This window comes from Paenibacillus oryzisoli, from assembly GCF_001653565.1.
Taxonomy (GTDB): Bacteria; Bacillota; Bacilli; order Paenibacillales; family NBRC-103111; genus Paenibacillus_E; species Paenibacillus_E oryzisoli.
The window spans coordinates 1-21,965 of record NZ_LYPB01000067.1; the positions used below are offsets into that span (position 1 = coordinate 1).

Consider the following 21,965-nt stretch of genomic DNA (forward strand, 5'->3'; position numbering starts at 1 on the left):
TGTTGCGTTAGACCTTAAGGATCTTAATTATCCATCGTCCCGATGGATAATCCTACATTACACAAACTTCTTGACGCTACCACTTTGAGGTGATTAACTGGAAAAAGTACAGCTAAATCTGGACTTTAACGCCGAATGTGGGGGATTGGGAGGAAATAGATGGAGTTTTTCCATCTAAGTCGAAAAAATACTCATAAATGTGCAAATTAACTGTATGAAATCCATCTAATGTTGGGAGACTGCAGTCCCTATAGCTAGCTAAAAAGAAGTCACAAGAAAAAGACGAACCCACGCTAAAAGCAGCATGGATTCGTCTTTTTATGTCTCTTATGCGCCACCGGTTAGGTCCACTTGCTCCTCGCTCCAAGCCCAGAGCTGACGAGCCAGCGCGTCGTCCTTCGCTCTGGCGGAAACAGGCGCAATCTGCCGCCTGTAGTAGTACTCGCCGCTGACCGTACTGACGTCCGGGCTCGAGGCTAAGTACACCGCCGTATCCGCACCCTGCGCCGGCGTCAAGAAAAACGGCCGCAGCATCGCATGCACGGCCTTCCCAAACCCGGTGTCGCGATCGACACCGATGCTCGTAGCCACGGCTCCCGGATGGAGCGAGTTGGCCGTGACCGAAGTGCCTGCGAGCCGCTTCGCGAGCTCGCGGGTGAACAAGATATTCGCCAGCTTCGACTGGGCGTATCCGTTCCAGACCCGGAACCCTCGCTGCAGGTGAGGGTTCGTCCAATCGATGCGCCCGATTTTGTGGGCGCCAGAAGAGACACTAACGATCCGCCCCTGCGGAGCGCGGATGATTGCGTCCAGCAGAAGCCGGGTCAGCAGAAAGTGGCCGAGATGGTTAACACCTATCATGGCCTCGAAGCCATCTGCTGTGGTTTGCCGCTTCACGGTGACGACGCCCGCGTTGTTCACGAGCACATCCAACACGTCGTGTTTGGCAAGAAACGCCGCCGCAAAAGCGCGAATGCTCGCCAGCGAAGCGAGGTCGCAGAGCATGAGCTCGATGCGTTCGGAGCCGCTTTGGCGACGCGCTTCAGTGAGCGCCTGCTCGCCTCTTGATTTGCTGCGGCAGAGCATGATGACGTTGGCGCCCTGTTTGGCCAATGCCACCGTCGTGGCAAGGCCCATCCCGGAATTAGCTCCGGTGATGAGTACCGTTTTATTGTGCATCGCGGGATCGCCTCCTTTTACTCCAGTATAGACCATGGGAACAATTCCCGCCTATCAGATTGCGGTGATCGATACTTCGTTGAATATTCCTATGTATGTTAAACTGGTTAGATAGCATTCAAACAGTGGAAGTGAGGAGCGTGCACAAATGGAAGCGAAAAAAGCAGCAGCAGAGTTAGCGGTGGCGGAGATCCGTGAAGGGATGATCGTCGGTTTGGGAACAGGTTCAACGGCCTATTGGGCGATCCAAGGGCTTGGGGCTCGGGTGCGCAATGGCCTGAACATTCAGGCTGTGGCCACTTCCGAAGCCTCTGAGAACTTAGCGAAGGAGTTGGGGATTCCGCTTATTGCATTTGCCAATATCTCAGAAATCGATGTCACGATAGATGGTGCAGATGAAGTGGACGCCGCTTGGAACTTAATCAAAGGCGGGGGAGGCGCGCTGCTGCGGGAGAAAATCGTTGCATTTTCAAGTAGGAAGCTGATTATCGTGGTGGATGAGAGTAAGGTTGTTGCCCAGCTTGGTGCCTTTCCCCTACCTGTAGAGGTTGTAAAGTTTGGTTATGAACTGACGATTCGGAGGCTTCGAGCGCTGGGCTGCAAGCCTGAAGTTAGAGTTGTTGATCGTCAGCCATTCTTGACGGATAACGGAAACTATATTATCGATTGTAATTTCGGCAGCATACCGAATCCTGCTGGGCTGCATCAGGCAATTAACGGAATTCCAGGTGTTGTGGAGACTGGGCTTTTTATCGGGATGGCTAGTCAGGTGATCGTGGGGTATAAGGATGGTTCGGTGGAGAGATTGTAGGAGAACGGCACACCTAATATAAAAAAAGAGTTGTCCCACCTGTCTATTATGACTTGAGGGTACAACTCTTTTTATGTTTAAACGACGAGTTTAGATGTCTCGATCGTCATAACCTGAGGAATAACTGGAAAAACTCCATCTAATTCGGGAGAATTTCTACCTATTCTCAGATTAACTGGAAAAACTCCCGTTATTTCAGCTACTAGGTGCGATTCTAGCTAAAATGCTTCAGATTAGCTGTAGGAAATCCAGTTATTTTTCAAATTAATAAGATTTCGGTGAAATTAACTACAGAAAATCCATCTATTCTGCGCGGATCGGGCAGAGGTGGTGTACTCTACTTGTAGATCGGCTGAGCGTGCAGAGTCGGTGAGCGAATTTTACTTGAAGATTAACTAAGCGGGAAGAGCTGCTGTGTCTATAGGTGTAGGCACAAGTAAAATTGGTGGTGATTCACCCTACACCAACGGCTGCATACCCATCGCAACCCAACTTTCCCGTGTCGGGCCATAAATATCGGGAACGCGCAATCCAGCTTGGCGCATCAAGACGATCATTTCACCGCGATGGTGAATTTCATGGGAGATAAGGACGCGCAATGTCAGTCCGTTAGGCCACTGATCACCGTACATATCGCTAGTTTCGAACAATTTGGCGTCAGTCCATTGCGATTGAATCGCTTCGATGGCTGCGGCAGCGGAAGTACGGTAGGTGTCTGCAATAGTTCGGGCAGAAGCGGGAGCAAGCTCTTCCCCTTCAGGAGCAGGGAAAGTCAGCCCTGTGCGGGATAGCATCTCGTGAACCGTTGTGGCGATGTGCCATGCGATTTGACCAAGCGAACGGAGTTCAGGTGTGATTTTCTGAGCAAGGGATGCGTCTGTCAGGACGTCCATCACACGTTGGGTACCTTGTGCTTCACGGGTATATTCAGTTACAAAATCTTCAATCATCTTAATCATGGGGGTTGTCCTCCTCAAATTGGGTTGCCAGGGAAACTGGCATCGTAAGTAGAAGCTTTGTTTTTTTCGCATTCCTGTATGAATACGTCGTCTGCAGGAGCAGAGTTTCATTGAAGCCTGCTTGTAGTGGATGTCTTGAATGCCATGCGCAGCTCATAAACCCAGTATAGACAATCATTGCTGACAACTGGATGTCAGTGAGTCGAGTAGAGGGCAACTATTTTTTCAGCCTTCTCTTTAATAGTAGCTGCGAGATGTGCGGGTTCTAGAATGCGTAAGCTTGGACCATAGCTGAGCAGCATGCCATGCAGCCAAGGCTCGTCGGGCTGTGTCGCTCTAATCATCAGTGTTCCGTCAGGTTGCAGGGTTACATCCTCCGGTCGGAAATAGTCTTCAACTTGCGCTCTCACATTCGGCTGCGCGTGCAGCACGAGTGTAATAAGGGTAGAGTGGTCTCTACGGCCTAGGCGATAGTCGAGTCGATCCAACGTTTCTTGCTTGCGTTCGAACGTTTGCGAGCGTACTTCGACATTATGCATGCGCGATAGTCGGAATACTCGGAAATCGGCACGCAGCAAGCAGTATCCGTACAGATACCAGCCGAAGCCTTTAACCACGATACCCATGGGCTCCACGGTTCGCACGGACGATTCGCTTTGTGAGGAGAGATAAGAGAAAGTGATGAGGCGTGTCTCCTTGACTGCGGTACGAAGGGTTGTCAGCTGCTCTGTATTCTGATGGCCGTTGTCCCACGGATTCATATCGAGGATGAGCTGGTTGCCGAGATGAGCTGCAGCAGGTTGCTCGGATTTGGCGACGAGTGCGCCGACCTTATCCAGCAGATTGCTGATTTCTTGGTCGGGGACGGAAGCGTGAATTCCTTTGAGTCCAGTAATAATCGATTGTAGCTCTTCCAGGGACAGGAACTGACGATCCAGCCGGTATTGATCCATGATTTCATATCCACCGCTGAGTCCCGAATAGGAAACAACGGGAATGCCGGCTTGATTAATAGCTTCCACATCCCGATAAATGGTGCGCAGAGACACCTCGAACCGCTCCGAAAGCTCTTTAGCGCTTATTCTGCGACGATTGAGCAGCAGCATGGTGATGGCGAGTAAACGATCTATTTTCAAAAGGAACACCTCATTAATTCGGGTCATATTCTTCATTCCGTATTCCATTATACAGATGTATATCCGTTATTGCCGCATAGCTTATGGAAAAATTTGAAATAATAAACCGAATTGAATTCTAGGATGGGAAGTGCGAACCATGTCTCGGTTTAGAAAAAGTTTGGTAATCCCACTGCGCGCAGCAACAATGGGGGTGCTCTTGAGCGGTGTTTTGAGTTTTGGTGGATCGGCAGAGGCTTACACGCAAGAAGTTCCTCCACCACCATCCCAATTAACGCCTCCACAGAGCGGGCAGGGTCAGCTTATCCAGACACGTGAGATTGATGTCACCGGTGACGGCAAACCCGAGATGGTCTCCCTTGTCGGTTTGAAATCGGACATGAACAGTCCCTATTATGACAAGCTGTTTATCTCTGTCGTCGGACAAGGTCAGGCGCAGGTCGTGATTCCGCTGGAAGGCGGATATAATCCGAAGATGGATTTCTGCGATTTTATCCATGACAAGCTGCCTCAGATCTATATGACCTCCGATACCGGCGGCAGTGGTGGGTTTACTTCGAATTACATCTATTCGCTCAAAAATAACGTGCCTACCGAGATCCCGATGCCGGAACCGTTGCATGTTAAAGCGACCTTTGAGAATAATTATAAGGTAAAGATGAAGATCGAGGAGACAGGTAAATCCTATACTCTGGATATTGCCGATCGCAAGGAGGCTTACGAGCAATTTGGCATGTACAATCAGGGGAAAATTGTGAAGCCGATCATTGTAAATGTGGATGCCTACAGTTTATTGAAGCCCGTCGATGTGGATCGTGATGGGTTCTGTGAGCTGAAAGGTGTTCAGCGTATCACAGGTATCGCGAATGCAGATACATTAGGTTATGTCACATCGGTATGGAGATGGCACAAAGGCCAATGGAAGTTGAAGAAAGCGGCCGTCACACAAACGCTGATGACCAGTATGGTGCGCGTACCGAGTCCTGAGGACGAAGACTAGATGAAACAAAGACCGCTCCTCCACGGAACTCATTCCATGTAGGGGCGGTCTTTCATTCTTGTGAGGCTTATGCCCAGTTCCCATTGCGGAATAAGGGTTCACGCGTACCGTCTGCTTTAATCCCGTCAATCGCCATATCCTTGGAACCAATCATGAAATCCACGTGGATTAAGCTTTTATTATAACCATTTGCTTCAAGTTCCTCGGCACTCATCGTCGTTCCACCCTCAATCGTGAACGGGTAGGCATTGCCGAGTGCGACGTGACAGGATGCATTCTCATCGAAAAGCGTGTTGTAGAAGATGAGTCCTGATTGCGAAATTGGCGAATCATAGGGAACGAGTGCCACTTCACCTAAATAACGAGCACCTTCATCCATATTCAGCATGTTGTTCAGCACTTCTTGACCCACTTCTGCAGTTGCCTCGACGACGCGGCCATCCTTGAAGGTTAGGGAGAAGCCATCAATTAATGAGCCTTGGTAGCTGAGCGGCAGCGTGCTGCGAACCGTACCGTTCGTGCCGTTACGTGCTGGCATCGTGAATACTTCCTCTGTCGGAATGTTCGGCACGAAGAAAATGCCACTCTCGGATGTGCTGCCTGCGGCAACCCATAGATGCTTCGGTGCTAGTTCTATGTACAGGTCGGTACCTGGTCCTTGGAAATGCAGTTGCTCGAACTTCTTGTTGTTCAGCAAGTTCTGTTTCGCGGTTAAGGTGCCGATATGTTCCTTCCAAGCGGTCACAGGATCGGCTAGATCAGCACGCGTCAGCTTGAAAATTTGTTCCCAAAGCTGCTGAACACGCTCAGCCTCGCCTAGATTCGGGAATACCTTTGCTGACCATTCAGGTGTCGGGTAAGAGACCATAAGCCAGTTGACTTTGTTGCTGCGCGTATAGTTCAGGTAGCCGGCTCGAGCTGTAGCGGCTGCTTTGCTAGACATGGCGACACGTGCTGGGTCAATATCTTTGAGTAAATCCGAGTTAGGTGCGTAAATGGATAGGAATGCCGCGCCTTTCTTGGCCATCTCTTCCATCCCGTTAGCACGCCATGCGGGGTAGGTCTGAAGCGTACTTTCAGGTGCGTGCTTCAGTCGAAGCGCCTTCACCTCGTCGTCATCCCAGTCTACGACGACTTCCTTGGCACCGGCGTCATACGCCTTCTGTGCCAGCTTGCGTACGAAATCCGCACACGAAATCGGTGTCGTAATGACGACGGTTTGGTCCTTTTGAACATTTAATCCGACGCGTATCGCAAGCTCTGCATATTGGTCTAAGTAATGCTCGAATGATTCCATCTCTATGTCTCCTTTATATTTGAGTACCATTAATGTATGATAGAAAATAAAACTTTAACCCGCGGGAGAAAGGCTGGGCACATATGGAAACGAAAAACGCTGAAACAAACGTAAGCGCAATATCAAATTTCATTAAGAACATTGTAAACGAAGATTTGAAATCAGGCAAAGTAAGTACGGTCGTGACCCGATTTCCCCCGGAGCCGAACGGTTACCTTCATATAGGACATGCAAAGGCGATATGCACGAACTTTGAAATCGCGGATGATTTCAATGGGTTAACGAACCTTCGATTTGATGACACGAATCCGGTCAAAGAAGATGTTGAATATGTGGAGTCCATTAAACAAGACGTAGAATGGCTAGGTTTTAAATGGGATGGGCTTTTCTTTGCTTCGGACTATTTCGAAGAAATGTATAGCCGAGCATTAGTCTTGATTCGCAAAGGGCTAGCTTATGTCGATGACCAATCGGCGGATCAAATCCGTGAAACGCGTGGAACACTGACGCAAGGAGGAACAAACAGCCCTTATCGCGAACGTACGATCGAGGAGAATTTGTCCCTATTCGAGCGTATGCGTGCGGGTGAATTCAAAGACGGCGAGCGTGTGCTGCGTGCCAAAATTGATATGTCAGCACCGAATATTAATCTTAGAGACCCGGTCATCTACCGTATCCTTCACGCACATCACCATAATACAGGAGATGCATGGTGCATCTATCCGATGTACACGTACGCACACCCTCTTGAAGATTCTATTGAAGGTGTCACACACTCTCTTTGTTCTAGCGAGTTTGAAGATCAACGTCCTTTCTATGACTGGGTTATTCGTGAGTGCGAGATGCCGAATATATCAAGACAATATGAATTCGCCCGTATTAGTCTAAAGAATACCGTTACGAGCAAAAGAAAATTGAAACAACTCGTGGACGAGAAAGCCGTTGACGGTTGGGATGACCCGCGTATGCCGACCATATCGGGTCTGCGCCGTAGAGGCCTTACAGCAGAGTCGATTCGCAACTTTGTACGTGAGCTTGGCGTATCCAAAGGCGGCGGTGGCAGCGTTGTTGACACTCGCATGCTGGATCACTTCGTCCGCGAGGATTTGAAGTTGAAGGCGTTGCGCACGATGGGCGTGCTGAATCCCCTCAAAGTCGTCATCACCAACTATCCGGAGGATAGCGTTGAAATGCTGGAAGCGGAGAATAACTCCGAGAACCCGGAAATGGGTAATCGTATGATTCCTTTCTCCCGCGAGATCTACATCGAACAAGATGACTTCATGGAAAATCCACCGGCTAAGTATTTCCGGTTATTTCCCGGCAACGAAGTGCGTTTGAAGAACGCCTACTTCATCAAATGCAACGACTTCATCAAGGATGCCGAAGGCAACTTAGTTGAGTTGCACTGCACTTATGATGTCGAGACCAAGAGCGGCAGCGGCTTCACTGGCCGTAAAGTTAAAGGCACGATCCACTGGGTGGATGCCAAAAGCGCCGTACCCGCGGAATTCCGTCTGTACGAGCCACTGATCTTGGACGATGAGGAAGGCGATGAAGAGACATCGTTCATGGACAAAGTGAACCCGAATTCCTTGCAAATCGTGCAAGGCTTCGTGGAAGACAACATGAAGAGTGTGAGCCCGCAGGATAAATTCCAGTTCTTCCGCCACGGCTACTTCAACGTGGATCCGAAGTACACGACACCGGATCATCTCGTGTTCAACTTGATCGTATCGTTGAAAAGCTCGTTCGTGGTGTAACGAACGTTGATCTGAAACCCCCAAGCGTATGCTTGGGGGTTTTGGTTTTTTTTAGTATCAGCCACACGCCAACCTACACCGAACGCACCTACAGTCACGACATCCTCCACAAATATGCACCTCCACTAACACACCACTACTAATACGCACTACAACAAATACCAACCTCCACTACCACCAACCTTCACTACCCCAAACCGCTACTACCACCGCCTGCCACCCTACAAAAGTGCAAAAGAGCATCCTTTCTGGGATTTTTTAGTCTAAAAAGGTAGGAAAGATGCAAAAAGGCAGTTATTTGTGGAAAAATGACCTGAAATCGAAGATTTCAAGGGAAAAGGATGCCTTTTTGCACGCATTTCTGTCAACGAGGGGATTTGCGGGAAAAAGGATGCCTATTTGCAGTTTTCAGCCAAAGTGCAGGAGATTCCAAGCATTTCGCGAATGCGTATAAGGAAATATTTGTGAAAATGGGGGAGTGGGGGTCTACGATCTTGACGGTCATAACTACGAATAAAGTAGCTTGAGGAGGCGCACATGAAAGACGACGATTTATATGGTTAGACACGCAGAATCTCCCTATAATGAAGGAACCGAAAGAACCAGGGGACTTACTCCCAAGGGGAGAATAGACGCGGAAGCTATCACAAAAATTTTAAAAGACGAAGAAATTAATAGGCTGATATCTAACCCCTATGCACGAGCAATTTTAACCCTAGAGGGGTTGGCGGAGGAACTGGAACAAGAGATTAAGATATTTGAAGATCTTCGGGAAAGACATTTTTCTAGTGAAGATGCTCTGATTCCTACTGAGGATTTTATGTCAGAAATGAATCGGATGTTTGATGATTTTGATTATGCTTACCCAGATGGAGAATCTAATAGAGCGTGCCAACAAAGATCGGTGGCTGTATTGAACACTATTTTAGAAGAAAATAAGGGGAAGAAGATTGCCATCGGCACGCATGGGAATGTGATGACATTAATGATGAATCACTTTGATGCGACATATAACGATAAAACAGAGCAATCTCGCAGCCGAAGAAGCTGAAGGATTGTTCTATTTGTATGTGCTAAAAAAGAAATACTTCCTTCACAATTTTCCCGTACACTAAAAGGATAATGGTTTCATTCAAGGAGTGTGCCCCTCGTGACAACGGTACTAGTCGTAGATGATGATCTGAATATATGTAAAATAACGAAGCTCTATCTGGAGAAAAACGGCTTCCAGGTAGCGACCGCGAACGACGGCGAGCAGGCGCTCACTCGGTTCAAGGAGCTGCAGCCCGATTTCATCGTGCTGGATATTATGCTGCCGAAGCGCGACGGGTGGTCGGTCTGTCAGATGATCCGCGCACAAAGCGATGTGCCGATTCTGATGCTGACGGCGCGAGGCCACGTGGATGAGCGTGTAGAAGGCTTGCGGATGGGAGCCGACGACTATTTGGTGAAACCTTTTGACCCGAATGAGCTGGTTGCACGGGTAATGACGATCCTTCGTCGGACGGGGCTTCGCGCCCAAGTGGCACCTGCGGCACACGTGTATGAGGTTGGCAGTCTGCGTATTGATAGCCTAGGTCATGAAGTGACCGTTGCTGGGCAAGTGGTGGCACTGCCGAAGAAGGAGTACGAGCTGCTGCTGTTCTTCGTGCGGAATCCGAATCAAGTGTTCACGCGGGAGGATCTGATCGCGAAGATCTGGGGGTGGGACTTTGACGGTGAGGATCGGGTGGTTGATTTATATATCAAACGATTAAGACAGAAGCTCACAGCAGGGAAAGAGGACTGGAGTATCCGCACAGTTTGGGGTGTGGGATATAAGTTCGAGGGGCCTGGCGTATGCTGAATTCCTTTTATCGCAAGCTACTGTTTATCTATATAGCTATTACGGTGGTATCAATTCTGGCGATTTCGGGCGCAATTGGGTACACGATGAAGCAGAAGACGTACGACCGCAGTGAGAAACTTCTACTGGAAAAAGTAGAGCAAGTGGATGAGCTGGCGAAGGATCTGTTCGATAATTCAACAACGCAGAAGGATTTCCGCAAGCAAATCAATGCGATGGAGAAAACCTCGAATGTCCGTGTCTCGGTGATTCGTCACCCTAGAGCGACCTTGGATAAAATCCAAGCGGTAGGCGAAGTTCCTGCCCAGCTAGGCTGGGTGGAGAAGGTGCTCTCCGGTAAACCGGTGACGGTGAAGAGTACATTTGCACAGAATAGCTCTGTCAAAATGCTGATTGTCGGACGTCCTGTCCTACAGGACAGTCGGGTAATTGGGGCGATTTTCCTGTATACGCCGATTCAGAATATCCAAGGCACGATTAAAGAGATTAATCGCGCCATTTATGTATCTGCCCTCGTAGTTGCACTGTTGGCTATTGCGGTTCTTTACTTTGTGTCGCGGCACTTTGTGAAGCCTCTTCAGCAAATGAGCAAGACGGCAGAGGCGTTGGCACTTGGGGATTTTAGCGGCAGGGTACCTGTACGAGGCAAAGACGAAATCGCCTCGTTGTCGGGATCGCTCAACCGCATGGCAGGCAAGCTGCAGAAGGTCGAAGATGGCCGCAAGCGGTTTCTATCGGAAATCTCTCACGAGCTGAGGACGCCGTTGACGACGATTCGTGCTTCTCTGCAGGGTATTACCGATGGTGTGGTAGAGCCCCAAGATGCGAAGGAATTCATCGATATCTCCCTCCAGGAGACACTCCGATTAAGTCATTTGGTGGAGGATCTGCTGGAGTTGTCTTCATTTGAGGAGAAGCAGGTGAAGTTGACGATGCAAACTGTTGATGTGCTAGAGTTAATTGGCCACGTGGTGACACAGTTGAAGATGAAGGCGAGGGGCAAGGGAATTGAGCTTAGCGCTGAGGTGGAGGGAGCATATACCGTTCATGCCGACGCAGATCGACTACGGCAAGTATTCATTAATTTGCTGGATAATGCGATCAATCACATTTCAGAGGGCTCCCAAGCGGGGATTCGCGTGAAGGCCGTCAGGCAGGAGCGTTGGATTGAAGTATGGGATGAGGGGCAAGGCATCTCTCCGGAGAAGCTGCCGTATCTGTTTGATCGGTTCTACAAAGCGGACGAAAGCCGCAATCGCTCTGGCGCAGGGCTAGGTTTAACGATTTGTAAACACATTATCGAAGCGCATGGCGGTACGATTCGTGTCGAGTCACAGCTGGGGGCTGGGACGGTTTTCAAAATCTTTTTGCCACCTGCATAAATATCCCCGCATGACAAACTTATGACATAACTCTGAGCTAAGATAGGGTTCGTAGGGTACAGGGGAACAACCCCATAAACGAATCGAGGAGTGATGCCATATGTTGAAGAAGAAGTTAGCAGGAATAGTATTGGTTGGTGCGATCGTCTGTTCCGTTCCCATGGCGGCTTTTGCCCAAGGCGTACAAGGAGATGCAACAGCATCATCGGCAACTAAATTTCATCCTATGAAACAACTGTTAGAAGAGAAAGCGCAAGCTTTTGGCATAGCGACGGATGGGAAAACGAATAAGGAGATTAAGACAGAGCTGAAGGCGGCAGGCACAGCAAAGCATACGGAGCGTTTGAATGCAGCGGCAGCTAAATTGGGTATCTCCACAGATGGCAAGTCAGCGGAGCAGCTCAAAACGGAGATCCAAACTGCGGTTGGTGTGAAGCTGCAGGAGAAAGCGACCAAGCTTGGCGTGAGCGCGGACGGGCTGACGAACAAGGAGCTTCATACAGCGCTAAAGGCTGCCAAAGAAGCCAAGAAAGCAGCGAAACAAGCGAAGGTTTCCGCAGCTATGAACAAGAGAGCAGCTAAATTAGGCATCTCTACGGATGGCAAAACGACGGAGCAAGTGTATGCAGAGATCACGAGTGCGCTGCAAGCCAAATGGGCGAAACAAGCTGCGAAATAAGTTTGGCAGACAAAGCAGCCCTGAGCGAATAACTCAGGGCTGCTTTTTGATATTAGGATAGGTCAAATGCCATTAAATCCCGCGCCATCGTGATCTGACCACCATAGATGTCCCCCATGCCTTCTGTATAGGCAGCTTCCGCCTCCTCAGTGGCTGCAGGAGCAGGAATGTGATGGGTAAGCACCAGATGAGCCACACCTGCTTCACGGGCGATTTCGGCTACTTCCAGCGTCGTAGAATGATACTTTGCAGGATTGGACAGGCCAACGGTCTGCTCAGGGAATTTGGTAATTAGCGCGTCCAACCACGCTTTGTTGTAAGATTCATGAACCAGTAAATCAACGCCGCGGCTATGTTTGATCATATTGTCGACGGGGATGGTATCCCCCGAAATGACGACCGACTTCCCGTTGAACTCGATTTTATAAGCAATAGCAGGATCAACAGGTTTATGATCGACTTCGAATGCGGTGACTTTAACGCCGCCCTGGTCATATACAATACCCTCATTGCTTTCAAAATAACGAATGTCCGCTCCTTGACCAGCGGAGAAGTTATAGTTCACTCGAAGATTTACATCGAAGTCGAAAGAGGCTCTCATTTTACCGATAATCTCCTTCGTTGTGATGGGCCCGTAGACGTTCATTGGCCCTTTCCGGCCCTCAAATACACGGTCCGCGATTACATGTGTCCGCCAGCTCGTGATGAAGACATCGAAAAACCCAGAGTTATGATCGCTATGATGATGCGTAAAAAAGACATCCGAAATCCGCTGCGGCATGATCCCTGCCTTAATCAGTTGATCTACAGTTGCGCCTCCGCAATCGAACAGAAACGCTTTATCGCCTGCGAGAATAGCGACGCCTGCCTTCGCCCTTCCGTAAAAAGCTCTCGGTGTGCCCGTGCCCAGAATGACGACTTTCATGTGCTCATGGTAATCAGGCAATAGGTTCTCTTGTGGTTGTATATACATAGGAAAGCCTCCTTAGTTGCGTAAGATTATTTCTCTTTCTTAACTTCATTTAGAAGCGACAAATCCAAGAATTTACTGAAATCCAACTCTTCTGCTTTCACTTTTAAGTACCCGGCATCAAAGGAAGTTTTGGCCTGTTCATTAATGTCCTCTAACGTGATATCTTCGGTTAATTTCAAATGGTCGATGGCTGCTTTGATAAGCGCGGGCTCCATCCCTTTACCGGTTAACTGCTTCAATTCATCGCTAATCTGCTCATAAGCTTTGTTTGGATTTTGCCCAATGAAATCGATCGCTTGTTTGTTGGCTTTCACGGCTTTCTTGGCCAGGTCACGGTGATCCTTCAGAAACGTATCGCTGGCTACGAGAATCGTTAACGGGTAATTTCCGTCTTTTGGAGGGATTTTGTTCCAGTCTACCAAAATCGTACCGGTGCCCTCTTGGATGATCTGTGTACCCCAAGGTTCTGCAATTAATGTCGCGTCCACTTCTTTCTGACGTATCGCGACTAACGTATCGGCTGGGGCCCGCGTCACGATTTGTACGCCTGACGTATCGCTCGATACTTTCAATCCTTCTTGTTTAAGCAGCAAACGAAGCGATAGATCCGGTGTGCCGCCTTTGGCAGCTACGGCTACTGTTTTGCCGACAAGATCTTTCACGGAGTTGATCCCTGCATCCTTGCGGGCAACTAATACCGCGCCGCCGTTATTGGCGCCAGCAATGACTCTGATATTTTTACTTTTCAAATATTGATTGATGACTGGACCTGGGCCGACGTAGCCGATATCAATCTGATCCGTCGCAATGGCTGTTGCGAAATCTGCTCCATTGTCAAAAGCCGTGACGTCAATCTTGGCATTTTTACCAAAAGCGTCCTGGAAATAGTTGTTTTGCAGGGCGATGAATCCCGGAGCATGGGTGACATTTTTCAAAATACCAATTTTTACAGTCGTAGTTACAGCGCTTGAAGCAGCTTCCTTACTCTGGCCGCATGCGGACAAGACCAAAGATACCAATAGGATTAAACTCATAATCCAACCTAATTTTTTCACGCGAATTCCCCCTTATTTGGTTCTAGTTATTTATTTCTTAAGCTGAAAACGAAGCACGATGCGATCCTCTAGTTGTTTGAAACAGAAATGATCCGAAATGGTACCGAGCACAGCGATGATGATGACGACGCACAGGATGGTTGCCGTATCGCCAAGTCCGCGCCCATCTTGCAGCATTTGCCCCAGCCCAACGCCCTTAGCGATGAGCTCGCCAGCTACAAGTGCCCGCCAAGCGAAGGCCCAGGCCACGCGTATTCCTGTAATCCAATGGGGAAATGCCGCAGGCAGCTGCACTTGAAAGAACAAGCGGTAGCCGCTGCCTGTTCCCAGCATTTGCGCAGCTCGCAGATGAATCGGCGAAATATTCATGATCCCTGTGCGGCTGGCCATTGACATCGTCCATGTGGCGCCAATGGTCGTAATGAAAATGACCGCAGTGTCATTGAGTCCGAACCAGATAATTGCGAAGGGCAGCCATGCAATACTTGGTACGGTCTGGAGGGCCACAACGACAAAGCCGAAGGTTTCGTCAAAGAACCGATAGCGAGCAAATAAATAACCTAATAGTGTCCCGAGCCCAATGGAAATGGCAAATGAGATGAGTAAACGACGGAGACTAGCTCCTATGGCATTTAAGAGATGACCGTGAACAAACCCATCATAGAAAGCCTGGAAGGTTTGCAATGGTGAGGGGAACTTCCACCCCCACTGGAAAATTCTAAATCCCAACTCCCATATGATCAGCAGCAGAATTAGAAATAGCGTTCTTCTTAAGGCTGTATGCATGGCCAAGCTCCTCTCTGACTACCTTCTCGAGCTCATCCGTCAGAGCTTCCATGATTCTATTTTCCAACGCATGAATGAGTGGGTCGCTGATTTGATGAGGCCTTGCAGCCTGTACCGCAAATTCCTTCTTGACCCTGCCTGGCTGCGTCGCCATCACAACTACACGATCGGATAACATGACGGCTTCGCGAATGTTGTGCGTAATAAACAAGATGGTTTTACCTGTTTTAAGCCAAATCTCTTCCAAATCCTTGAGTAAAATAAAGCGGGTCTGCTCATCTAGGGCCGCAAAGGGCTCATCCATTAATAGGATCTCAGGATCCATAACAAGCGCTCGGGCAATTGCTACTCTTTGCTTCATTCCGCCCGAGAGCTCATGCGGATAACGGTCGATGAATTTGCTCAAGTGCACGGCTTTAATTTGCTCAGTTGCAAGCGCATAGCGATCTATCTTGGATAGCCCTTTCTGCTTCAAACCGAACGCTACATTATCGAGCACCGTGAGCCAAGGGAACAAGCCGTGTTCTTGGAAAACAACGATCCGATCGGCTCCTGGCGCAGTAACCTTGTGCCCACCCACCGTAATCGTTCCGCTGCTCACATGTTCGAATCCGGCGATTAGATTCAATAGCGTGGATTTCCCGCAGCCTGAAGGCCCTACGACGGAGACGAATTCTCCCTTTCCGATGGTGAGAGAAACGTCGTCTAAAGCCGTGTAGGAATGGCCTTTTTGCTGCGAAAAGGATTTACTCACATTACTAATCGTGATCATATGGTCAACCTCCAAGGGATGCTCGTCTATATATCTGTGAAGAAAGAGTTCGGATGATAAACAACGATCTTCTTTTTGGCATAATCGATAAGTCCTTTATCGCGCCATTTATTCAAGGTTTCCGTGACGGTTTGTCTGCTGCAGCCAATGACATACGAGATCTCTTCATGACTGAGCGGCACCTGAACTTCAAGCTTCGCGTCCGTCGGTTTCCCCAGCTGCAGGAGGAACCAAGCGAGCCTCCAGGCGACGGGGCGGGAGATTAAAGTTTCGACCATGCGCTGTGTTTGCAGCAGTCTGCGAGCACCTAGAACGGCCACCGAATAGGCAAACTCCGCATTTTCCTTAGCCAATTCAAGAAATTTCCGACTGTCTAACGTAAGAATTTGGCTGTCTACCAGACATTTGGCGTAACGCTTCCGAACCATGTTGGTCAACACTTCCGCATTGCCGAAAACCTCCCCCTCATAGCGAAGAAATAAGGTAATCCCTTGCCCCTCCTCAGAGGATTGCGAGATCTTAATTAATCCTGAAGCCACATAATAGGCACCGCTGGGCAAGTCATTTTCCTGGAAAACATACTCGTTCTTCCGGTAAGTATGACTAATGCCATGTTTTCGAAAAGCTTCAACCATGACTTCCTTTGTAGGGTCTTTGTCCCTAAGGTCAGCAAGCTCATGTAATTGGTCCATAGGATCATTCCCCTATTCATATTCCTCAAATTATGCAGTTCATTTAATGCCGAGTATTCCAATCTGTTATATGTATATTATCACATGATTTCATACTAAAATGTCGGATTCCCGACAAAATTAAAAAAATCGCGTATAGAAATAGTTAGACTCTTGAGAAATACTCATCTATAAGCGTTTTTCTTGCTATACTAAATCCACAGTCTGGAAATTGTTGGGCGGAAGTCTGTAGGGAGGTCGCCATGCTCTTCTTCTCCAAATTCTTATTGCGTCTAATCCGTTGGAATAATCTGTTTGTTTTTGGCGTGGCTGTTGTGTTCATTGGAGGAAGCGCCTTGCTAGCGTACGAGCTTGAGCCGAGCACCTTCGAGACCAGATTCAACGGCTTGTGGTGGGTGATGACGACTGTGACGACAGTAGGATATGGTGACTTTTATCCACACACAGTTGCAGGCAAATGCTTAGGGATCATCGTCTACATCTTTGGTATTGGGCTCATTTCTATAACGATTAGTAAAGTCGTGGATGCTTTATTTGTGTATCAGCGGATGAAGGAGGAAGGGAAATTGAAATTTGCTGGGGAGAATCATTTTGTCATTATTGATTGGAGTCAGCATGCAGAGAATGCTATTAACGAGATTCTGAACTCCGATCCCCTCGTGGAAGTTGTGCTTATAGCTACACTGGACAAATCGCCAATCGTGCATGACCGCGTGCATTATGTGCTGGGCAACCCGCAGCTCGTGACGACACTCGAAATGGCCAATACATCAAAGGCAAGAGCAGTCTTCATCTTCGCTGATGAGGTGACACAGTTCCAGCATACGGTTCGAGATCCTGCCTTCGTCGATGGCAAAACCTTGTTGGTCGCCACGACCATCGAGCGCAATTATAACCATGTCTACACGATCGTGGAGATTCGCGATAAGGATAATCTGCCTAACTTCCAGCATATTCGCATCGATGAGTTCATCTTTGGCAGTGAGACGATTTCCCAGCTCGCGGTACGCTCGGCGTTTAGCCCAGGTACCTCGAAGATCCTTACGCAGCTGCTGACCCGTACACCTCAAGGCGAGGACCTCTACGAGATTCCTAAACAGACGAAGTGGGTGACGTTCCATGATGCTTTTCAGGATTTGCTGCAAAAGGGAGCTACACTGATCTCAGATGGCGAGCATCTGAATATCAATAAAAGGCTCCATGAAGAGATTCCGCAGGGAGCAAGGCTGTTCGTTATTTGTGATAAGGAAACGTACGGACGGTTGACGAAGAAATAGAAGAAGAGCCAGGAGGGGGATTCAAACCTCTTGGCTCTTTGTGTTATGTTTTTTGAGGATGAGACCGTGGCGGAGATGGATGTTACAGAACGTACAACAGAGGCGTTGCTCCTGGCGCTGGTGCGGGCACCAGCATCGGGGCTGGCTACGAGTCATCCTGAGCAAGCAAATAACTGTATTTTATGCAGCTAATTCAAGCAAAATCACGGTATTTTGCAAACTAACTGGATTTTCTCCCGTTATTTAAAGCCAATTTCGCCAAACGGGACATTTCGAGCAAAATTAGATGTAGGAAATCCAGTTAATCCCCAGAAGCTGCCCAAGCCAGGGAACAATTCAGACTCTAACCTTTTTCTAGATCAAATATCTAAAATAAATATAAATGCTCGACAAAATAATCGAAATAAGCATCAATGGGAAGCCATATTTCAAATATTTCACGAAGGTAATCGGATACCCCTCTTTGCCGGCTAATCCTGCGACAATTAAGTTCGCACTCGCCCCGATTAACGTACCATTGCCGCCCAAACAAGCGCCCAAAGCCAGACTCCACCACAGTGGTTCTAAATTATCAACGCCAAGCGTGCCCATTTCCTGGATTAATGGAATCATCGTGGCTACGAATGGAATGTTGTCGAGGAACGCAGATGCGATCGCGCTCAGCCATAGAATCAGCATTGACGTTGCGAGCACATTGCCCCCTGTCAATTCAATCGCATGTACAGCTAACTGTGTAATTACGCCTGTTTCTACAAGTCCCGATACGAGCACGAACAGACCGACAAAGAAGAAGATGGTTGGCCATTCAATACTTTCAAAAGCATGCTCAAGCATCCGCTCACCTGTCAAGAGTAGCAGCAGAAACGCGCCTGCCAAGGCAACCGTGGCCGATTCCAAATGTAAGCTCTGATGCAGGAAAAAGCCTAGAATGGTAAGGGTCAGAACGATAAGACATTTCGAGAGAAGCTTACGGTCCGTCAGCATCGCCTTCTCATCCATCGCCATAATACTCTGTTGCAGCTCTGGGGTAGACTTGATTTGCTTTCCGAAGAGGATAAGGAACAGCGGTATATAAGCCACCATGATAATAATTGCGATAGGTGCTAGGTTGTTGATGAACGCCATGAACGTAAGCTCTTTCACCGCGCTGCCTATCATAATATTAGGCGGATCACCGATCAGCGTGGCTGTACCTCCAACATTGGAAGCAATGATCTGTGTAAAAAGAAACGGAAATGGATTCACGCGAAGCTGTCTCGTAATGCTCAGGGTAACCGGAACCATGAGAAGGACGGTCGTCACATTATCCAAAAAGGCAGAGCACACCGCTGTGATAATCACCAGCGCGATCAAAATTCTTCGCGGTTGTCCCTTGGCAAGCTTCGCTGCCTTCACTGCAACATATTTGAAAAGCCCCGTTTCCGCCGTAATGCCCACGATAATCATCATCCCGATGAGTAAACCCAACGTGTTGAAGTCGATGTGGTGCAGGGCTGTCTCCTGGCTCACGATGCCAAAAATTATCATAAGCACCGCACCGATCATGGCGATAATGGTGCGGTGAATTTTCTCGGAAATGATAATTGCATAAATAAGTAAGAAGATGCCAATCGCCCAGTAAGCTTGTAATTCCACTAAATCTGCCTCCATTTTAACTTTATTTCAGGATTTCCAGTATTACCCTGAATTATGTGATGAACGACCCGCAGTTCCCGGAAAAAGACAAAAAGAGCCCGCTTTTGACAGGCTCCTCCGGGTCAATCCTATATAGGGTAACTATACCGTCTCCCCTGGGAGTTGTAAAGATAAAGTCGTGAGCAGCATCGTGGAACGAATAGAAAGAGTATCTTCAACCTCGTACAAGAGGCTCGATGATGTATGTTGAACTCGCTTGAGGCGTAGATGCTTGCTCGCCGCGCACGACCCATCCATGCGAGAGTACGGCAGTCAGGCGCTGATGCTGCTCCGCGGTAAGACTGGCCACGACCGCTTCGTGACCGGGTTCGAGCTGCAACTCAGCCTCCTGGCCGAATACGACGAGAATCCAGCTGGCGATGCCGCGCAGCGTATTGTATTTGATCTGGTAGCCGTGACGAACGGCTTGCTCGAACGAAGCGAGATCCTCGCTCGCTAACTCGGTTAGGCGCTTATAGTCGAATTGGAACTTGCTTTCATCCACTGGAAGCCGGCCATCTTGGACCCGCTGAAGCAGCTCGTCTGCGGAAGATTCTTGGGTCTTGAGTGATTCTAGGATGAGTGCATCCCATTGCGACAGTTTAACTGGGGTAGTTTCGGGTGTTGGCATTGGTATTCGCTCCTATCTGTGAATGCGGCTTTGTATGAAAGAGACTGCCCGACCGTCCTAATCGACGATGAGGCAGTCTTCTTCGCATGTTCAGTGGTTCAGCTTACTTGCTGGATTTGCTGGCGTTGTACTTGCTCAAGAAATCCTTCGCTTTAGCAGGGTCTGCTTTGAGCTCTAATCCCGTTTTGACCAGCGGGCTTAATGTAGAGATGGCTTTAAACTTATTGTTCTTGTAGTACGCAAGGAATTCGTCTTGATTGATGGAATACAGCACAGCTTTTCTCAAGTCAGCGCTCTTGGCAATCTCACGGTTCTTGGTGTTGAACAATAGGTAGGATACGGCGTTACTAGGGATTGTTTGAAGCGAAAGCTTGGTATCCGCTTTGACAACGTCGAACTTGACTTCGGACACGCCGTAGTACAAGTGAATCTCGCCGCTTCTTAGCGCTGACAAGGAAGCTTCAGCATCTTTGATGAAACGGATTTTGATGGAGTCGACTTTCGGCTCGTATTTCGTCCCCTTCATATAACCTGGGTTTTTGTAGAAGACAGCTTCATAGTCCGTTTTGTAAGAAAGAATGTAAGGTCCGCTTGTTGCCAACGTATTGTTGTATTTCGCGCCTTCCGTAATCGTCGCTTGGTCGCCGTAGGCGATGTCTTTATTTACGTCATATTTGGCTATATCATACGTGTTGATGCTTTCGACTTGCTTTTTGGAGACGATACCCGCCGATTGATGAGCTAAATAGTTCAATACTTGCGGGAATGGTTCCGTCGTTGTCAGCTTAACAACTTGATACTTGCCTTCTTTGTTGCTTGCTTGCTTTTTATCCCCTACAAGGGAGGAAATTTTAGCGTCCAGACCTTTTTCCAAACTCGATTTGATGGTATCGGAACCGCCGGATACTTTAACGGATTCAAGTACAGCAGGGTCTGTTACAAGCTCTACATTTTTAATATGTTCATGCAATGTAAATGTACGGTGATTCGGTACCGAATTTTTATCCTTAGCACGGTTTAGGGAGAAAATAACATCTTCAGCACCAACGCGTTCGCCGGAGTCAACCGCTAGCTTATTCTTAACTTGGGCGAAATCGATGTCGTCACGAAGCAAGAAGTAGTAGTCTGAATTGCCGTTTGCAATCGCAAAGTTATGCGAAAGAGAGCCTTCCGCGGTTAGCTTGTCATCATCTGTCAAGTTGAGCAGACGTACATACATGTTCGTGTTGATAATATTGATCGAACCGTCGTTTCCTTTGATCGGATCAAGTGATGTTAGAGAAGGAAGCGTTGATTGCAGAATGATCGGGTCTTTCGCACGTTTGGCCGTATCTTTGAAGTCTAGTTCTTCCCAAGGCAGGGAACGTGACTTCGAGAGACGTACAGACTCTTTCTTCAAAACATCTTGATTAAATGCTTGTGCTTTGAGTGAATTGTAGAGCGGTGCAATGTAGGCTTTATCAAGGACTAATTGCTGTTCGAATTTTTTGTATGTGTCCGTGTATTGTTCCGCTGTTTGGCCTGCAGCTTGATCAATCAGCTTGTCGATCTCTGGATCGGACATAATGCTGTAGTCACCACCTGTTTTGAAGAGGGAACGTACCGCATAGTCCGGGTTACCTGTAACCGTGGTCCAGCTGGACAAGGCAGCGTCGAAGTTGCCTGCATCTTGTTGCGCTTTGAACGTACCGTAATCCGGCTGGATGTTTAACTTAACGTTAAAACCGTTCTTCGTAAGCTGATCGCGCACGATGTTAAGGTCTGTTTCATTGGAGCTCATACCCAACAGTTCGATGTCGACAGGGGTAGTGTTCGCTGCAGCTGTTGCTCCTGCTGATGGTGTTGGTGACGCTGCTGCGTCATCTTTGGTTGTGAAATTGCATCCACTTAGCATCATAGAGACACCGAGGAGAACGGGGATGACGACCTTGCTTTTCTTAATCATTGATTGACCCTCCTAGTAAAAGTAAGTGTATGAACGCACATTCATTCCATATCCTTCTGTGTTGTGTAACCTGAGAATTCATGGAGTAAGAATGAAGATTCCAAGTAG

22 protein-coding genes are annotated in these 21,965 nt (G+C 48.3%); 10 read left to right on the forward strand and 12 right to left on the reverse strand.

Annotated elements, in window-relative coordinates:
- Nucleotides 1-327: 327 nt before the first annotated feature.
- Nucleotides 328-1,179 (reverse strand): SDR family oxidoreductase, encoded by an 852-nt coding sequence (locus A8708_RS14620; protein WP_068664598.1) that lies wholly within the window; start codon nucleotides 1,177-1,179, stop codon nucleotides 328-330.
- Between the two features lie 148 nt (nucleotides 1,180-1,327).
- Between A8708_RS14620 and rpiA the strand changes: the two genes are divergently transcribed.
- A complete protein-coding gene (gene rpiA / locus A8708_RS14625) occupies nucleotides 1,328-1,990 on the forward strand; it encodes a ribose-5-phosphate isomerase RpiA (protein ID WP_068664600.1) in 663 nt (220 codons plus the stop codon).
- Between the two features lie 458 nt (nucleotides 1,991-2,448).
- Here rpiA and A8708_RS14630 read toward each other — a convergent pair whose 3' ends face one another.
- Together A8708_RS14630 and A8708_RS14635 are read right to left on the reverse strand one after the other, a co-directional pair.
- Nucleotides 2,449-2,949 carry a DinB family protein gene (locus tag A8708_RS14630; RefSeq protein WP_068664602.1) on the reverse strand — a complete coding sequence of 167 codons (501 nt, stop codon included), beginning with the start codon at nucleotides 2,947-2,949 and terminating at the stop codon, nucleotides 2,449-2,451.
- Nucleotides 2,950-3,143: 194 nt separating this feature from the next.
- Entirely contained in the window at nucleotides 3,144-4,121 is a 978-nt protein-coding gene (locus tag A8708_RS14635; RefSeq protein WP_068664700.1) for a helix-turn-helix transcriptional regulator, read from the reverse strand.
- A gap of 103 nt (nucleotides 4,122-4,224) precedes the next feature.
- Here A8708_RS14635 and A8708_RS14640 point away from each other — a divergent pair, with 103 nt between their 5' ends.
- Nucleotides 4,225-5,085: a hypothetical protein gene (locus A8708_RS14640; RefSeq protein ID WP_082927513.1), complete on the forward strand. Its 861-nt coding sequence runs from the start codon at nucleotides 4,225-4,227 to the stop codon at nucleotides 5,083-5,085.
- Between the two features lie 67 nt (nucleotides 5,086-5,152).
- On the opposite strand, the gene A8708_RS14645 is transcribed toward A8708_RS14640, so the two are convergent.
- Complete coding sequence (locus A8708_RS14645; protein WP_068664604.1) at nucleotides 5,153-6,382, reverse strand: aminopeptidase; 1,230 nt, start codon at nucleotides 6,380-6,382, stop codon at nucleotides 5,153-5,155.
- 83 nt (nucleotides 6,383-6,465) lie between these two features.
- Between A8708_RS14645 and A8708_RS14650 the strand changes: the two genes are divergently transcribed.
- From A8708_RS14650 to A8708_RS14670, 6 genes are all read left to right on the forward strand, one after another.
- On the forward strand, nucleotides 6,466-8,145 hold the full coding sequence (locus A8708_RS14650) for a glutamine--tRNA ligase/YqeY domain fusion protein (RefSeq protein WP_068664606.1): 1,680 nt from the start codon (nucleotides 6,466-6,468) through the stop codon (nucleotides 8,143-8,145).
- A gap of 341 nt (nucleotides 8,146-8,486) precedes the next feature.
- Nucleotides 8,487-8,672, forward strand: a complete 186-nt coding sequence (locus tag A8708_RS36125) for a hypothetical protein (RefSeq protein WP_204787534.1) — start codon at nucleotides 8,487-8,489, stop codon at nucleotides 8,670-8,672.
- A gap of 29 nt (nucleotides 8,673-8,701) precedes the next feature.
- Nucleotides 8,702-9,196 (forward strand): histidine phosphatase family protein, encoded by a 495-nt coding sequence (locus tag A8708_RS14655; RefSeq protein ID WP_068664607.1) that lies wholly within the window; start codon nucleotides 8,702-8,704, stop codon nucleotides 9,194-9,196.
- A 99-nt stretch (nucleotides 9,197-9,295) separates the two neighbouring features.
- Nucleotides 9,296-9,991 (forward strand): response regulator transcription factor, encoded by a 696-nt coding sequence (locus tag A8708_RS14660; RefSeq protein ID WP_068664609.1) that lies wholly within the window; start codon nucleotides 9,296-9,298, stop codon nucleotides 9,989-9,991.
- A complete protein-coding gene (locus A8708_RS14665) occupies nucleotides 9,985-11,373 on the forward strand; it encodes a sensor histidine kinase (protein WP_068664611.1) in 1,389 nt (462 codons plus the stop codon). The genes A8708_RS14660 and A8708_RS14665 overlap by 7 nt, the downstream gene beginning before the upstream one ends.
- 100 nt (nucleotides 11,374-11,473) lie before the next feature.
- On the forward strand, nucleotides 11,474-12,052 hold the full coding sequence (locus A8708_RS14670; protein WP_068664613.1) for a hypothetical protein: 579 nt from the start codon (nucleotides 11,474-11,476) through the stop codon (nucleotides 12,050-12,052).
- Between the two features lie 52 nt (nucleotides 12,053-12,104).
- On the opposite strand, the gene A8708_RS14675 is transcribed toward A8708_RS14670, so the two are convergent.
- Genes A8708_RS14675 through A8708_RS14695 form a run of 5 tightly spaced genes read right to left on the reverse strand, consistent with a single transcriptional unit; the run spans nucleotide 12,105 to nucleotide 16,330 of the window.
- Nucleotides 12,105-13,025, reverse strand: a complete 921-nt coding sequence (locus tag A8708_RS14675) for an MBL fold metallo-hydrolase (protein ID WP_068664615.1) — start codon at nucleotides 13,023-13,025, stop codon at nucleotides 12,105-12,107.
- Between the two features lie 26 nt (nucleotides 13,026-13,051).
- Nucleotides 13,052-14,080, reverse strand: coding sequence for an ABC transporter substrate-binding protein (locus A8708_RS14680; protein ID WP_068664617.1), 1,029 nt, complete (start codon nucleotides 14,078-14,080; stop codon nucleotides 13,052-13,054).
- Between the two features lie 30 nt (nucleotides 14,081-14,110).
- Nucleotides 14,111-14,866: an ABC transporter permease gene (locus A8708_RS14685; RefSeq protein ID WP_239696694.1), complete on the reverse strand. Its 756-nt coding sequence runs from the start codon at nucleotides 14,864-14,866 to the stop codon at nucleotides 14,111-14,113.
- Nucleotides 14,799-15,638: an ABC transporter ATP-binding protein gene (locus A8708_RS14690; protein ID WP_068664619.1), complete on the reverse strand. Its 840-nt coding sequence runs from the start codon at nucleotides 15,636-15,638 to the stop codon at nucleotides 14,799-14,801. The genes A8708_RS14685 and A8708_RS14690 overlap by 68 nt, the downstream gene beginning before the upstream one ends.
- Nucleotides 15,639-15,664: 26 nt before the next feature.
- Nucleotides 15,665-16,330: a Crp/Fnr family transcriptional regulator gene (locus A8708_RS14695; RefSeq protein ID WP_068664621.1), complete on the reverse strand. Its 666-nt coding sequence runs from the start codon at nucleotides 16,328-16,330 to the stop codon at nucleotides 15,665-15,667.
- 242 nt (nucleotides 16,331-16,572) lie between these two features.
- Between A8708_RS14695 and A8708_RS14700 the strand changes: the two genes are divergently transcribed.
- Nucleotides 16,573-17,607, forward strand: coding sequence for a potassium channel family protein (locus tag A8708_RS14700; RefSeq protein ID WP_068664623.1), 1,035 nt, complete (start codon nucleotides 16,573-16,575; stop codon nucleotides 17,605-17,607).
- A 30-nt stretch (nucleotides 17,608-17,637) separates the two neighbouring features.
- Nucleotides 17,638-17,799: a hypothetical protein gene (locus tag A8708_RS35460; protein ID WP_157264784.1), complete on the forward strand. Its 162-nt coding sequence runs from the start codon at nucleotides 17,638-17,640 to the stop codon at nucleotides 17,797-17,799.
- Nucleotides 17,800-17,961: 162 nt separating this feature from the next.
- Here the strand turns inward: A8708_RS35460 and A8708_RS14705 are convergent, their stop codons facing one another.
- The 3 genes from A8708_RS14705 to A8708_RS14715 form a co-directional block, all read right to left on the reverse strand.
- Nucleotides 17,962-19,242, reverse strand: coding sequence for an ArsB/NhaD family transporter (locus A8708_RS14705; protein WP_068664624.1), 1,281 nt, complete (start codon nucleotides 19,240-19,242; stop codon nucleotides 17,962-17,964).
- A gap of 214 nt (nucleotides 19,243-19,456) precedes the next feature.
- On the reverse strand, nucleotides 19,457-19,912 hold the full coding sequence (locus A8708_RS14710) for a hypothetical protein (RefSeq protein ID WP_068664626.1): 456 nt from the start codon (nucleotides 19,910-19,912) through the stop codon (nucleotides 19,457-19,459).
- A gap of 103 nt (nucleotides 19,913-20,015) precedes the next feature.
- Nucleotides 20,016-21,857 (reverse strand): ABC transporter substrate-binding protein, encoded by a 1,842-nt coding sequence (locus A8708_RS14715; RefSeq protein WP_239696695.1) that lies wholly within the window; start codon nucleotides 21,855-21,857, stop codon nucleotides 20,016-20,018.
- Between the last annotated feature and the right edge of the window lie 108 nt (nucleotides 21,858-21,965).